A 14,822-nucleotide genomic window follows, 5' to 3' on the forward strand; every position below is an offset into this window, starting at 1 on the left:
AATTAATGCAAATTGTGGATGCGTTGTTTTTGCGAAAGAATGTTGGTGATCCGCACACCGAAGTTTTCATTGATGACCACGACTTCCCCAGTGGCGATCAGCTTGCCGTTCAACAAAATCTCTAGCGGTTCATCCGTCAGTTTTTCCAGCTCGATGACGGACCCCGTATTGAAAGATAAAATGTCCTTAATAGTTTTTTTGCTGCGGCCTAACACGACACTTAGATCCAATGGCACATCAAGAATCAAGTCCAAATTATCCCCATCGCTCACTCCGCTGGAGGCTAATGTTTGAAACGCAGGTTTGCTGACTTCCACGGGCTTTGATGCAGCCGCTGGTTCTGGCGTAGGCGCAGCAACGGGTGCTGTTGGCTGCGGTGTTGGTGTTTCCCGAGTAACGACAGTCGCTTCATCGGACAGCATCGCACTGGCGATATCGTTGACCACCGGATCCGTAAAGATCTGCATGATTTTGCTTTCGATCAGACCTTCGACGCGCAAAGAAAATGAGATACAATAAATCTCTTCCTCTGCCTCGATCCCGCTATACTCAATGTTTTCTGGCGTCTCCCATAGTTTGACGATCGGCGGTAAGATATCCACTTTGCGGCTGATCATCGTTGCCATCGAAGTCGAGGCCGTCCCAATCATTTGGTTCATGGCTTCGGCCACAGCACTTAGCTCTAATTCTGTAAATTGAGTGTTGCTGGTTTCACCGGTTCCACCCATCATTAAATCAGCGATCACGATGGCATCCTTGACTTCTAACAGCATCAAATTACTGCCTAAAAGGCCTTCTTTAAATTCAACTGTCGTCGCTACTTTTGGTGCAACGAGGTCGTTTAAGATCTCACCAAATTTGATTTTAGACACCCGGGGAGTCGTGATGCTGACCCGACGATCAAGAATGGAAGACAACGTCGTCGCCGCTTGCGACATGGAGATATTGCCAACTTCGCCGATAATGTCGACTTTGACTTGCTCTTCTAATCCTTGCGGCTGGGTTGGGGCACTTTGATTCAACAATGCATCGATTTCTGCTTGGGATAAACGTTCACTCATAGTTCTTGCTCCTCTTCTAACTTGTCTAATAATTCAATGGCTAAATGGTCCTCTTGCTTCCCAGGTTTTGCTCGGAAGTAAGGTTTTCCATCGATGAAGGTCTCTAATGGTTCAGTAATTTTTTTGTCTAGTTTGATGACATCGCCTTCTTCTAAGTGGAGAAACTCAGAAAGACTCATTTGAGCATGACCCAGCAGAACTTCTAGATTCAATCCGACGCCATTCAAACTTTTTTGCAACTCGCGGCTATCGTCTTGGTTGACTGGCTGATTGCTATCAAACCAATTGCGGAAACTTAATTTATCAATGATCCCTTCAAAGAAGACATAGGGGATACATAGATTGATAAAATGTTTCACTTCAAAAATTTTGATAGTAAAGGTCACTAACACGACGGGTTCGTTGGGCGACATGTTTTGCATCAATTGCGGATTCGTATCGATTCCATCCAAAACTGAATCCAAGGCAACGATGTCCTTCCAAACATTTTGGTAGACCCGTACAAATTGTGCTACTACTTCTTCCAAGATCGCTGTTTCAATATCAGTAAAACTTTTTTTCTCGCTAAAATCCATTTCGATTGGCTTGTTTTGATAGACATCCAAGCCGCCGCACAACAACTCCACCAACATCATACACAGTTGTGGGTTCATCTCGATCATCTGGATCCCGCTCAAAGGCTGAGAATGAAAGAGCCCCAACAAAGTAAATTTTGGTATCGAATGGATAAATTCGTCATAACTGACTTGTTCGATAGCTGCCAACTGCAAAGAAACATTGGTTCGCAGTTGGGTAGAAAGCATGCTGCTGCTCATCTTCGAGAAATCCTCGAAGATCATGTGCAGGGTATTGACGTATTCTTTCGACAGCTTTGTTGGTCGGCGAAAATCGTAGGCTTTCACTTTGGCTTGTTTGTCTTCTATCTCAATAATTTCTTGATCGATCTCTCCGCTGCTCATCGCATTCAACAATAAATCAATCTCTTGCTGCGTCAATACCTGATCCACACTAATCCCCCATTTTTTTAAAAAATCATGTGATCGATTTGAATCACACTGGCTACTTTTTCACCGATCGTCACGACCCCAACGGCATGTTCTGTCTCTTGATTGCCCAGTTGGATATCGTCTTCAGTGATATCAAGTACTTCAATTACTTCTTCTACGAGGACCCCTTTGGTCTCCTCTTGCTTCTTCATGATCAATATGTTTTTTTCGTAGGCTGGTTCCATGATGGGAATCAATTTTGCCAAACGAATCACCGTTACGACAGACCCCCGCAGATTGATCAACCCTTCCACCCACTCCGGTGCTAAGGGCACCTTCGTAAAGGAAGGGGCATCAATGACCTCGTCCACCGAGTCCGCCGAGATCAAATAGTACTGCTGGGCCATTTTGAAAAGAATCATCTGCATGTCGCTATCCTCCTAGGCATTAGGCAAAGGCTTTGTCGATGGCAGTGATTACGCGGTCCGTGTCAAAGGGCTTCACGATAAAGTCCACCGCACCGGCGCGAATCGCATCCATCACCATTCCTTGTTGCCCCATCGCACTGCACATCACGACTTTCGCCTGCGCATCAAACGTGCGGATCATTTTTAATGCCTCTAAACCGTCCACTTCTGGCATCGTGATATCCATAGTCACTAAGTCTGGTGTCGTTGCTTGGTATTTTTCAAAAGCCTCTTGGCCATTTTGGGCTTCCCCCACGACTTCATAGCCGTTTTTTTCTAAAATATCCTTTAATTTCATGCGCATAAATACCGCATCATCCACGATCAATACTTTTTTTGACATTGTATTTGCCCCTTTCAAATTCCTAATGAATCAAATATGTTTTCTAGTACACCGATTTCTGGAATCAAAAATAACGATGCCTCTAATGTTTCTTTGGCGTAGACGAACTCATTACGAATCACCATCACCTGCTCATCATACTGGGACATCGCCAAATAGATGGAGCTGATCGCTGCGCCAAAGAAATCATAGCTGGCGCTTGGTAAAGACGCACTCAGCTGGGTTTCCAACAGTTGCCCGATCGCGATCAAAAAAGAATTGGTAAGGATGTTGGTCAACTCATTGATGACCGATTGCTTCAACTCTTCTGACGGATCGCTTTCTTGGATCATCAACTGACGCAATTTTGCGGCGGATTCATCCGTTAAGACAAACAAGAAGATCCCCCGAAACGCCCCTTCGATCTGGCTCATCACCACATGAACTTCTTTGTCTTCCGCCATGATCTGCTGATACAGGTCCTCATACGCTAGAATCTCGACTTCCGGTACCCGCATGTCGATCGGTTGTTGGACGAGCTTTGATAAACTCGTCGCAGCGTGACCACCGCCGATATTGATCAGTTCTTTTAGGCCATCGATCTGCAGCGCTGTATAGCTCATAAGCGGTCATCCTTTTTTTCCTGACAGATGGCATGAATGTCTAGGATCAGTGCGATCGAGCCGTTGCCCATAATCGTTGCTCCTTGATAGCGATTCAGCTTTTGCAGCAATGGATCGATTTTCTTGATGACGATTTCTTGTTGACCGATCAGCTCATCTGCCAAAATGCCGTGAAACTGCTGGTCATTGTTGACAATGATGGCGAATTTTTTCTCAGATGGATCGCCTTCGATCGCTAAGAGTTGATCGGTCCGAACCAAGGGAATCAACTCCTCTTGAAAACGATAGACTTCATCTGAGACCGTCTGGATGATCTCTTCTTCTTTGACCATCACCACGCGTTCGACGAGATTTAATGGGATCGCAAAGGTTTCTGCTCCGACGCGAACCATCAACGCTTGAATGATCGACAGAGTCAATGGCAATTTGATCACAAACTGCGTGCCTTTATTTGGCTGACTCTTCATTTCGATCGTGCCCCCTAATTGGGTGATCTTCGATTGCACAGCATCCATCCCGACACCGCGCCCAGAAATATTGGTCACTTCTTGCGCCGTTGAAAAACCAGGATGGAAAATCAGCTGCTGCAACGCTTCATCGGAAAGGCCTTCCGTTGCTAAGCCTTTCTTTTCAGCACTTGCTTTGATTACTTGCGGATCAAGGCCTTTGCCATCATCCTCTAAAGTAATGATCACGCGATTGCCTTCTTGGTAGGCCGCCAAGCGAATCGTGCCCTTGCGCGGTTTGCCCAGTTTTTCCCGAACATCGGGTGCTTCGATGCCGTGATCGACAGAATTACGCAATAGATGGACCAGAGGTTCACTCAACTCAGAAACCACTGTTTTATCCAATTCCGTTTCTTCCCCAAAAATGACAAGTTCCATTTCCTTTTGCAGTTCATTGGATAAGTCCCGAACCATTCGCGGAAAGCGACTAAAGACGACATTGACTTGCTGCATGCGGATCCGCAAGACCAAATCTTGCAGCTCAGAGGTCAATCGCGAAACTTGCTCTAAGGGGTCTTTGACTGCTTCGATGTTTTCCCGCTCACTGACATCTTCCAATTGATTGCGATAGACCACCAATTCGGACACGAGATCCAAGAATGAATCTAAGCGATTCAAGTCGACTCGGATCGATTGATTTTGGGCGGACGCATGATGCGCGGGCGCCGGCGATTTTTCTTTCGTTTCTGTTGTCGCTTGCTGAAGAGCAGAAGTCTCTGACTCTTGGGTCGGCACTGGTTGAAGCAGCTCTTCTGCCTCCTCCAACACAGCAGCTGAAGGATCAAACGGTGCCACCACGAAGGCTTCGATCTCACTATTGCTAGCGATGTTTTGCTCGACATCAGCCAGTGTTTGCTGCGTCAAATACAGCAGTGAAAAATCTGATTCAAAGGTGCCTTCTTCGAGTGTTTGGGCATCTGGTTCTGTATAAAGAACATCCCCTGCTTGGCCCAGCTTTTCCATGATCAAGAAGGCACGAGCACCTTTTAACATGGATTGGGCATCTAAGCGAACAGCAATTTGGACCGCTTGATAGCCATCTCCAGCCGCTTGCTCGATCACATACAGATCAGAAGGATCGATCTGTTGAAGCTGTGGGGTTAACGCGCCCACTGCGGTGGGTTTTTGGCTTGCTTCTGTCTCGGTTGGTAGGCCGCCAGAATGTTCCGTTTGGTCAAGTTCGGCCAATAAATCGGCAATTTGAGCTGGCTGCAGGTCACGTTCTTCCCGCAAGTCCTCTACAAGTTCTGACAGGCGATCCAGACATTTGAAAATCAATGAGATCGATTGCTGGGTCACTTGCAAGGTCCCAGTTTTAAATAACTCAAAAATATTTTCCATTTTATGGGTCAGCTGCGTCATGACGTCATAGCCCATCGTTGCCGCCATCCCTTTAAGGGTATGGGCAGAACGGAAAATATCATTTAGCAAGGCGCTATCTTGTGGATCGTTTTCCAATTGCAAGACATGATCATTCAACTGCGCTAAATGATCGTCTGTTTCTTCAAAGAAAAGGGTACGATAGACACTATTGTCATCCAAATGGGTCCCTCCTTTACAAAATTATACTTTTTGATAGATAAACGAATCGATTTTCTTGAGGCCGAATTGTTCCGCGAAATTGATCGTTTCTGTCGCTCCCGTAAACAAAATGCCCCCTGGAACCAATGCATCGCTGAATTTTTGATGGACGGCATCCCGAGCATCACTTTTGAAATAAATCGTCACATTACGGCAAACGATCACATCAAAAGGCCCATTGTACGGGTCTTTCAAAAGATCGTGTTGCTTAAAATGAACCCGCCGTTTGATTTCTGGTTTGATCTGAAACTGGTTCTTTTCTTTTGCATCAAAAAAACGGGTACGTTCTGCCGCTGATACATTCCGCAATTCGTGGTCTCGATAGAGTCCTTGCTTGGCTTTTGCCAAAATTTGCGTATCGATATCGGTAGCCAAGACATTGGCTGTGGCAATTTGGTTTTTTTCTAGCAGCATCGCGATCGTATAGGGTTCTGCCCCAATCGAACATGCGGCACTCCAGATTTTGGGCAGCGTGGTTTTCGGGAGAACAATGGTTTTCAAGACGCGTTCAAAGGCGTCAAACAGTTCTTTGTTGCGATAAAATTCCGTTACGTTAATGGTGATATGGGCTAAAAAAGCCGCCCGCACCCCTTCATCGCCTTCGATCAATTGCTGGTATTCCCTCAACGTCTTTGCCCCGCTGTTTTCCATGATCGTAAGGATGCGGCGCTGCATTTGATTTTCTTTGTATGCGGCTAAGGGAATCCCTAATCGGCGATCCACCCACGCATTAAATAAGGCAAATTCTTCTTCCATCTTCTTCACCTGACCATCTGTGCAATTTTTGCTTCAATGCCCTGCAATGGCAGGACTTCATCCACGACTCCTTGTTCAATGGCATACCGCGGCATCCCAAAGACTGTACACGTTTCTTTGTCTTGAACGATCGTATAGCCCCCAGCCGCTTGGATCTGTCGTAAGCCAGCGGTGCCGTCTTTTCCCATCCCCGTCAAAACCACTGCCGCTAGTTGCGGGCCATAGTAGTCAGCTGCTGAGGAAAAAAGATAATCGACGGTTGGCCGCGTCCCATGCCGTTTTTCTCGCTGGTCCAGCTGCAGGTGCCCTTGTTGGACCGTCATGTGGTAATCCCCTGGACAAAGATACACTTGATTTTCGATCCGCATGCCGTCGACTGCTTCTTGTACTCGGACAGTTGTCTCTGTGTCTAAGCGCTTTGCAAAGGAAGCCGTGAAGCCCGCCGGCATATGCTGAACGATCAAAATCGGGCAACGCAAACGTGCAGGCAGACGGCGAATAATTCCCAGCAAAGCACGTGGTCCGCCTGTTGAAGCACCAATGACTAGCGCATCAAGTGATACCGGCAAGCTGTTTTGTGTCAGCTTAGTGGGCTGGGCAATCGTTGGTACTGGCGGGTGAACCGTACCGACTTCATGATCCATCGCCAAAATCTTTTGATGAAATTCAGCGATCCATTCTTTTTCGATCATCGATAGACTGACGGGTTTTTCCACAAAATCTCGGGCGCCAAGCGCCAAAGCCTCAATCGTGGTTTCTTGATTGGTTAATGAACTAAGCATGATGACGGGAATGGCTGATTGCTGTTTCATCCTCCGCAAGGTCTCTAATCCGTTCATCACTGGCATCTCCACATCCATTACTACCAAATCGATCGCTTCTTTGGTCAGATAGTCCAATGCTTGTTTGCCATTGCGGGCAGAGACGGTCACCTCGATATCAGGCAGCTGATTCAATAAATCTGTCACTACTTTCCGCATGAATGCCGAATCATCGACGATCATTACTTTTTTCATGTCCCTGTACTCCTTTTACAAATAAACGATTTCTTGTTTGACTTGCCGAACCATGGTCTTGAAATCCTGAAGATCTACGACCATCGTTCGACCAGCGCTGCCGCCAACATGTTTGGCTACGATCGGAATGTTTAGCCGAGCCAAGACTTCCTCGACGGCTTCAATATTGCGCTGACCAATATTGCTGGCAGCGTTAAGCGTCTGGAACTGAAACATATTGGCGCCGCCAACGATTTTCGCTTGAAAGCGAGGCCGACGGATCTTTTGTTCCAGCTCAGCCACCATCGCTGGCAATGCCAAATCCGCAAACTTCTCGGGCTTGATTTCCCGCTTGTGCAAAAAAGGCTGACTATCTGGCAGCATAATATGACTCAAGCCGCCGATATGACTGGCTTCATCGTAAATGATCGTGCCGATGCAAGAACCTAAACCCACCGTGATCAAACGCGTTGGCGCTTGGGCGATCTTATACTCCGAGATCCCCACATGCAGTTCCTCATTCACGGTCATCATTGTCATCGTCATTGGCGGCTGCCAATTCCTCTGTCTGATAGGCGTCTAACTCCGACGTCATCTCAGCGGCTTGTTCATAGCTAAAGAGAAACGGCAGCTCCAATGCCAGCACAAGTTCATCGTCTTTTTTCAGAAAGGCTTCGATATAGTTTTGCTTGAGTCCTGATGTATTTAGTTCCGCATTGCTAGGACTTTCAACGAGCGGTAAAATACCGACGATCTCTTCCACGTAAAGGCCGATCGCCTGCTCTTGCCAGTGACACAACAAGACCACATTTTGCCCAGTTTCCGGTGTAAATTCATCAAACAGCTTTTTACGGATGTCAATGATCGGCACCATCGCCTCTTCAAAAGGCTGGATCCCCAGCACGAAATCCGCCACTTCTGGCAGCTGTGTAAAAGAAGCAGCCTCAATGACCCGTACCACATAGTCGATACGCAAGGCAAAGAGTTGTTGATGACTTTTAAATACAACGTATTGTTCCATTGGCGTCACTGCTCCTTTTTAGAATTTGAAACTATCCACTTGGAATTTAAGGATAGTGGCGATCGTTTCGATCTCTTGCACATTCCGTTCAAAGTCTTCGATGACTAAGTAGAAGTCTTCTAAGTTTGCCGTTACTTCTTGGGTGCCGGCGGAGGTTTCCGAAACAGCAGCCGAAATGTTGCTGACGGAAACTTGAACCATGTCTTTTTTCTCAACGATCCCCGTAATATGGGCTTCCACGGCTTGAATACTTGAAACCAATTTTTCGACAATATCAGAGATCTCATTGGCTGACTCGATCGCTTTGTTGATATTGTTGGTTTGTTTTTCGCCGCTTTCAAAGGAATCCGTCACTGCAGAGACCACTTTTTCCGATTTTTTGCGGATCGTTTCAATGATCGAACGAATGCTTTTCGTTGATTGACTGCTTTGTTCCGCCAAGCTGCGGACTTCTTCCGCAACGATGGCAAACCCTCGGCCCGCTTCTCCAGCTCGAGCTGCTTCGATGGATGCATTCAATGCCAGTAAGTTGGTCTGATCAGAAATGTCATTGATCAGCTGAACGATCTTACCGATGCTTTGGACATCTTCGTTCATGTCGTTCATGCTTTCCACTAATTCCGCTTGGTTTTGCCGTTCGATCTCCCAGCTTTCAAATACATGGAACATCATTTCTGAATTGTGGACATTGCTGCTTTGGGATTGACCGACATAGCCATTCATCAATTCGATCTCTTTGTGGATCTCTTCGATACTTAAGGCTAGCTCGTCCATATCAAAGGAGGTTTGTTCCGCTTCGGAGGCTTGTGAACTAGTGGCATCTGCGATGGCATTCATCGTCTGACGCACATTTTCAATTGAATTTTTGGCATTTTTTGAGGTTGTCGTTAGGCCGCCTACCATTTTTTCCATTCGGCTGCTTTCTTCGTGCATGCCAACGATCACCGCTTTGAAGGTGTTTAAAACCCCTTGAAAACGATTTTGAACTTGCCCAAAAAGAGAGGTCTGGTCGCTGCTGCCGATCTCATCGATATGCGACAGATCGCCAGAACCGACTGCTTCTAGTTCTGTCAATAACGTATCCATGCCCGAATGGGTCTCTTTTTTTACCAAATAGGTCATTCCTACTAACACTGCGATTTCTAGCAGCAGTACGATCACTGAAAAAATAAAGAAACTTTTTGCTGCTTGTCCGTCTCCGTGGGTGCGGATCACGAAGAAATAGCATCCTAATAATACGATCAGGGTAAATCCTAGCGGAATCAACGCCGCCAAGCGGATTTTTTTGATGATAGCTTGTACCTTCTTCTTCATAACAGTATCCTTTCCTATGCAAAATGATCAGTCGTGCTATTTATCAAGATTCGCTCTTCACTTGATAATCGTTGGGTCACTCCTTCTTTATCCGATTATGAAAACAATCTTCTAGTTCTTTAATCGGATCTTTTGCTAGAAAAGTTAAGCATCTTCACCAGACATATGTATCTTTTGGATCAGCAAAGCGCGTATAGCCGCCTTGGTATTCATCCCGAACCAAACGACCGTTTTGCAGTTCGACTACCCGATTACGGACCGTATTGACCATCGTGCTGTCGTGGGTCGCCAAGAGGATCGTGGCACCCACTTGATTGATCCGCAAGAGCAGTTTCATGACTTCGACGGCTGATTTGGCATCCAGATTGGCGGTGGGCTCATCGGCGATCAAGACTGCTGGCTCTGTGACGATCGCCCGCGCGATCGCTACTTTTTTGCGCTGTCCCACGGAAAGCTCTTCAGGATAGTGATCCTTTTGAGGAAACATGCCCACCAGTTGCAGCGCTTTGGCGGTTTTTTCCTGACGCAGCTTACGGGGAGTGCCTAGTACTTGCAGCGCATAGTCAACGTTTTTGGCAACCGTCAGATAAGGAAGCAAAAGGTCTTCTTGTCCGACGATACCGACTTGTCGTCGAACCATATAGAGATGACGGTCTTTGAGTTGTTCCAACAAGACATTGCCGACTTGGATAGAACCGGCCGAAAGCTCTTCTTCTTTCAAGAGTAATTTGAATAAGGTCGATTTGCCCGCACCGCTGGGACCCACCACATAGATAAATTCTCCTTGAGGGATCGCAACAGAAATATCGGCCAATGCCAACGTGCCATTGCTGAATTTTTTACTGACCTTGGTTAAGCGAATCATGTTCTTTCTCCTCTAATCTGTAAAACGATTGATCACGGACCACATCTCATCGGCTGTCTGCATGGCTTTCGTGTTCAATCCATACGCACGCTGGGTCGTTAACAAGTCTGTCATGGACGTCGCTAGATCCACCGTCGACTGTTCTAACTGTCCTTGCAAGACGCTGCCAAAGGCTGCTGGATTGGTTTGCGAAGTAAGCAACGCTTGATCACCAGCACGGTACAGTTGGTTGCCCACTGGCGTGATGTTTTCTATATTCGTCGGCTGATAAAGGGTCAGCTGTCCCAACACGCGAGTCTGACCATTTTCTTCCGTCGTCAACTGACCGCTGGCATCTATTGCGATTTGCTGCGCATCTGGCCACTGCGCGGTCGGTACGTTTGTGGTCATTGCCACAGGGTACCCTTCACTATTGACTAATTGCTTGTTCTCACTTAAATGAAAATTGCCTGCTCGACTCAGCAGTAATTGACCGGTTTGGTCCCGAACCCCGAAAAAGCCATTGCCTTGGATCGCGAGATCTAATGGCTGAGCAGTGCCCGCCAGATTGCCTTGGGCAAAACTGGTGGTCGTAGTCGCTTTTGCCCCCATTGACGCACCATATTGGGCGGCGTTGCCATTAAATAGCGTTTCTTCTGCACCGATGGCGTTTTCCATCAATGCTTGAAAGTGCGTCGTTTGTGCTTGGTAGCCATTGGTATTGACGTTGGCAATATTGTTGGCTGTCGTGTCTAAGTTTGTCTGCAAATGATTCAACCCAGAACGGCTGATTCCTAATAATCCACTGATATTCATTGACTCATCCTCAAATCTTTCCTAATTCGTTGACCGCTTTTTGCAATGTCTGATTCGTTGAACTCAAGGCTTTCTGATTGGCTTCAAATTCGCGAGAAGTCTGGATCATCGCCACCATTTCATCGGCAACCGCTACATTGGCTTGTTCTAAGGCACCTTGCTGGATCACGGGTGCATTCACCGTGGTTCCTGCTGCGTTGCTAGTCACGTAGTTTTGACCAGCTGTAGTCAATGCTTCTTGGGGGAATGTTTGGATCTGAAAGTTCGCTGGTCCTAAGGCGCTGACTGCTTGTCCATTGGCACCTAAGACAAGATAGCCTTCTTGTGTTACGTATTGATTCTGCTGATTGACGGTAAAGTCGCCATTTCTCGTATACAACCGCTGCCCCGCATTGTTTTGAACGACAAAGTAGCCTTCGGAAAGCAGTGCAAAATCGCTGGCTTGTCCCGTCTGTTTGACGGCGCCTTGATCTTGACTGATGGTACTGCCTGCCAATTGGGTCCCTAAAGACAATCCACCGATATCACGGCGGTTATCCGCATTGGGCCCGCTTTGGTAATTATGCAATGCCACTTCATCTAGCGCCGACTGGAATAAGGTTTTTGCTTGATATCCTGTTGTATTGACATTAGCAATATTGCCGCTCGTCGTCTCTTGTCGCTTTTGTAATAATGAAATGTTCCGTGATAAGACATCCAATCCTCGAATCATGCCAGTTCCTCCTCAATCAATGTGCGCAATTTGGCAATCGTTTTGCCATGAATTTGTGAAACTCGCGGAATCGAGACTTCTAAGATTTCAGCGATTTCTTTTAACGTCAGTTCTTCGGTATAGTACAAACTTAAAATCAATTGTTCCCGTTCCCCTAATTTTTTGATGCACGCCACCAAGGCGGTGCGTTTTTCTTCAGCGACCAAGGTCTCTTCGACATTCTCGGCAGGATCTCGAACCATATCTTTTAAGGTCATGCCTTCTTCTTGGTAAGCAACCAAGGTATCTTCCAAAGAGACGCTGGCTAAGTAGTGCAGACTCTCATAAATATCCGCTAGTTGACTTTGGTTGATTCCCAGCTGTTTGCAGATCTCGGTGTCGGTCGCTTCTCTTTTGAGGCTTTGCTCCAACTCTTGCCGTGCTTGATAAAACTGATTGACTGCCGCCATTTTGTATCGGGAGATTTTGGCGTGCTTGCGTACTTCATCAATAATTGCCCCTTTGATACGAATCGCTGCATAGCTTTCAAAAGGAACTTTTTTTGAGGGATCGAATTTCCGCAAGGCATCCATCAACCCAATCACCCCAATATTGTAGAGATCGCCTGATTCATAATCGGCGGTTTTGATAGACAGGCGCTGAACCACCCGTTCCACTAGCGGCAGATACTTGATGATCTCCGCTTCTCGATCGACTTCATACATCGGCGATGCCCCTTCCTAAGAAAATTCTGCTTAAATATCAATACTGCCCACCGTTTCGATCGCAATTTCATTGGGAATCTCATTTAGAGAAAGAACGGCGATATCTGGAAAATTAAAAACGATCATTTTTTTGAATGCTAACCGAATCTTAGGCGATGCCAAAATGACGAAATTGATATTTTGAGCGATCGCCGCATGTTGGATCCCACTGATGGCATCCAACAGCTTGGTCACGGTATCTGGTTTTAAGACCGGGTAAGAGCCAGTTGCGGTTTTTTGGATACTTTGAGCGATGATTTCTTCTAGTTTCGGCTGGATCACCGCCACTTGTAGCTCGTGGTTCTCATTGGCATACTTGGCAGCGATCGTCCGTTTCAGTGCTTGGCGAACATATTCTGTCAAAACTTCTACGTCTTTCGTGACAACGCCGTAATCGGCTAAGGTTTCTAAGATCGTTGCTAAGTCATTGATGGGAATTTGCTCATCCAATAAATTTTGTAAAACTTTTTGGACCTCGCCGAGCCGCAAGATATCGGGGATCAATTCATCGATCACGACATTGTACTGCTCTTTGATGCCCTCCAATAATTTCTTGACTTCTTGGCGACCTAACAGCTCTGGTGCATGGGCATAGATGATTTCTTTTAAGTGTGTTGCGATCACGGTCAACGGCTCGATAATCGTAAACCCTTGCAGATCCGCCATCTCCTTATCGGATTCATCGATCCACATAGCATCCAGATGAAAGGCTGGTTCTTTTGTTGCGATTCCTTGAAAAGGAAACGGCTCTTCATTCGGGCTGATCACCATGACTTTATTCGGGTAAATATCGCCGCGGCCGACTTCGTTGCCGCGGATCTTGATCACATAATCATTGGCATCCAAGTAGAGGTTGTCGCGAATACGAACGGGACTGACTAAGATCCCTAATTCTCTAGCACTCTGTTTTCGAATCGCCACGATGCGGTTCATCAAGCTGTTGTCGATCGAACGATCCACGATAGGGATCAGACCATAACCGATTTCCACTGAGATTGGTTCCACTTGGAAGGAAGCCACGGAATCGTCTTCTTCCTGTGCTTCTTTTTTGCGTTCCAGTGCCAATTTTTGTTCCCATTGTTTTTGTTCCACTCGCTGCTTTTCTTCTTTTTGCGTCACCAGAAAACTGGCTACGAAAAGGCCTAAGCCAATCAACACAAAAGGCACAAAAGGAAACCCAGGAACTAAGGCTAAGACGAAGAGAATCGCCCCCACGATCCGAAACAGTTGGGGATTACGCATCACATCTGCCGCAATATCCAAACCAAAGGAACTATCGTTATCGGAACGAGTCACGATCACCCCAGAAGCAATCGAAATCAATAAAGAGGGAATCGAGCTGACCAAGCCATCCCCGATCGCCAGTTTCCCGAATTGGGCGAAGGCTTCCATGACGGTCATTTGTCCGCCCATGGAGAAAATGATCGCCCCACCGACTAAATTGATGACAGTGATCAAGATCCCTGCGATCGCATCCCCTTTGACAAACTTGCTGGCACCATCCATCGAACCAAAGAAATCAGCTTCTCGCTGCAGATCTTTTCGTCGTTTGCGGGCATCCGCTTCCGTGATCAATCCGGCATTTAGGTCGGAATCGATCGCCATTTGCTTGCCGGGCATCGCATCTAATGTGAAGCGAGCAGTTACCTCGGAGACACGCCCTGCACCATTGGTCACGACGACTAGCTGAACCACCATGATGATCACGAACAAAATGATCCCCACGATGTAATTGCTGCCGGCAACGACATTGGCGAAGGCATCGATCACGTGTCCGCCATTTCCTTGGGTCAAGATCAACCGAGTGGAAGATAGATTCAAACCTAAACGAAACATCGTTGTGATCAGCAGCAAGGTTGGAAACGTAGTGAATTCCAACACTGATTTTGTAAACAGGGTGATCAGTAAAATGTTGATCGCAATCGTCAAATTGATAATGATCAGAATATCTAATAGTGCACTCGGTAATGGAATAATAATTAGACCAATAATAGCTAGGACGATCACCGAGATTAAGATATCCGCCAGACCAATGCCTTTTTTCGGTTTTGAGGCAGCCTCATTCATTTTTGTTC

16 protein-coding genes are annotated in these 14,822 nt (G+C 46.6%); all 16 read right to left on the minus strand.

Annotated features, from left to right (window positions below):
- Positions 1-2 precede the first annotated feature (2 nt).
- The 16 genes from fliY to flhA all read right to left on the minus strand — a co-directional run bounded on the left by fliY (position 3) and on the right by flhA (position 14,814).
- Positions 3-1,061, minus strand: a complete 1,059-nt coding sequence (fliY, locus tag IAE45_RS07395; RefSeq protein WP_081116145.1) for a flagellar motor switch phosphatase FliY — start codon at positions 1,059-1,061, stop codon at positions 3-5.
- The gene (gene fliM / locus IAE45_RS07400) at positions 1,058-2,068 is read right to left on the minus strand and encodes a flagellar motor switch protein FliM (protein WP_008376586.1); all 1,011 of its coding nucleotides are present in this window, start codon (positions 2,066-2,068) and stop codon (positions 1,058-1,060) included. Before fliM ends, fliY begins: the two co-directional genes overlap by 4 nt.
- A 17-nt stretch (positions 2,069-2,085) precedes the next feature.
- On the minus strand, positions 2,086-2,475 hold the full coding sequence (locus tag IAE45_RS07405) for a chemotaxis protein CheW (RefSeq protein WP_005232757.1): 390 nt from the start codon (positions 2,473-2,475) through the stop codon (positions 2,086-2,088).
- Between the two features lie 19 nt (positions 2,476-2,494).
- A complete protein-coding gene (locus tag IAE45_RS07410; protein ID WP_003129084.1) occupies positions 2,495-2,857 on the minus strand; it encodes a response regulator in 363 nt (120 codons plus the stop codon).
- 14 nt (positions 2,858-2,871) lie between these two features.
- Positions 2,872-3,459 (minus strand): chemotaxis protein CheC, encoded by a 588-nt coding sequence (locus IAE45_RS07415; protein ID WP_200125657.1) that lies wholly within the window; start codon positions 3,457-3,459, stop codon positions 2,872-2,874.
- Positions 3,456-5,507 (minus strand): chemotaxis protein CheA, encoded by a 2,052-nt coding sequence (locus tag IAE45_RS07420; RefSeq protein WP_200125659.1) that lies wholly within the window; start codon positions 5,505-5,507, stop codon positions 3,456-3,458. The genes IAE45_RS07415 and IAE45_RS07420 overlap by 4 nt, the downstream gene beginning before the upstream one ends.
- Before the next feature lie 21 nt (positions 5,508-5,528).
- Positions 5,529-6,302, minus strand: coding sequence for a CheR family methyltransferase (locus IAE45_RS07425; RefSeq protein ID WP_200125660.1), 774 nt, complete (start codon positions 6,300-6,302; stop codon positions 5,529-5,531).
- 5 nt (positions 6,303-6,307) lie between these two features.
- The gene (locus IAE45_RS07430) at positions 6,308-7,318 is read right to left on the minus strand and encodes a protein-glutamate methylesterase/protein-glutamine glutaminase (RefSeq protein ID WP_200125661.1); all 1,011 of its coding nucleotides are present in this window, start codon (positions 7,316-7,318) and stop codon (positions 6,308-6,310) included.
- Positions 7,319-7,333: 15 nt separating this feature from the next.
- A complete protein-coding gene (locus IAE45_RS07435) occupies positions 7,334-7,843 on the minus strand; it encodes a chemotaxis protein CheD (RefSeq protein ID WP_200125663.1) in 510 nt (169 codons plus the stop codon).
- A complete protein-coding gene (locus IAE45_RS07440) occupies positions 7,815-8,318 on the minus strand; it encodes a chemotaxis protein CheW (protein ID WP_200125665.1) in 504 nt (167 codons plus the stop codon). The genes IAE45_RS07435 and IAE45_RS07440 overlap by 29 nt, the downstream gene beginning before the upstream one ends.
- Before the next feature lie 18 nt (positions 8,319-8,336).
- Positions 8,337-9,632 carry a methyl-accepting chemotaxis protein gene (locus tag IAE45_RS07445; protein WP_005226627.1) on the minus strand — a complete coding sequence of 432 codons (1,296 nt, stop codon included), beginning with the start codon at positions 9,630-9,632 and terminating at the stop codon, positions 8,337-8,339.
- Between the two features lie 154 nt (positions 9,633-9,786).
- A complete protein-coding gene (locus tag IAE45_RS07450) occupies positions 9,787-10,497 on the minus strand; it encodes a cell division ATP-binding protein FtsE (RefSeq protein WP_005226626.1) in 711 nt (236 codons plus the stop codon).
- A gap of 12 nt (positions 10,498-10,509) precedes the next feature.
- The gene (locus tag IAE45_RS19185; RefSeq protein WP_140965231.1) at positions 10,510-11,292 is read right to left on the minus strand and encodes a flagellar hook-basal body protein; all 783 of its coding nucleotides are present in this window, start codon (positions 11,290-11,292) and stop codon (positions 10,510-10,512) included.
- 10 nt (positions 11,293-11,302) lie between these two features.
- The gene (locus tag IAE45_RS07460; protein WP_200125667.1) at positions 11,303-12,004 is read right to left on the minus strand and encodes a flagellar hook-basal body protein; all 702 of its coding nucleotides are present in this window, start codon (positions 12,002-12,004) and stop codon (positions 11,303-11,305) included.
- Positions 12,001-12,708 carry a sigma-70 family RNA polymerase sigma factor gene (locus tag IAE45_RS07465; protein ID WP_200125669.1) on the minus strand — a complete coding sequence of 236 codons (708 nt, stop codon included), beginning with the start codon at positions 12,706-12,708 and terminating at the stop codon, positions 12,001-12,003. Before IAE45_RS07465 ends, IAE45_RS07460 begins: the two co-directional genes overlap by 4 nt.
- Positions 12,709-12,738: 30 nt before the next feature.
- Positions 12,739-14,814: a flagellar biosynthesis protein FlhA gene (gene flhA / locus IAE45_RS07470; RefSeq protein WP_200125671.1), complete on the minus strand. Its 2,076-nt coding sequence runs from the start codon at positions 14,812-14,814 to the stop codon at positions 12,739-12,741.
- Positions 14,815-14,822 lie beyond the last annotated feature (8 nt).

The organism is Enterococcus sp. S53, assembly GCF_016516865.1.
Classification (GTDB): Bacteria; Bacillota; Bacilli; order Lactobacillales; family Enterococcaceae; genus Enterococcus_D; species Enterococcus_D innesii.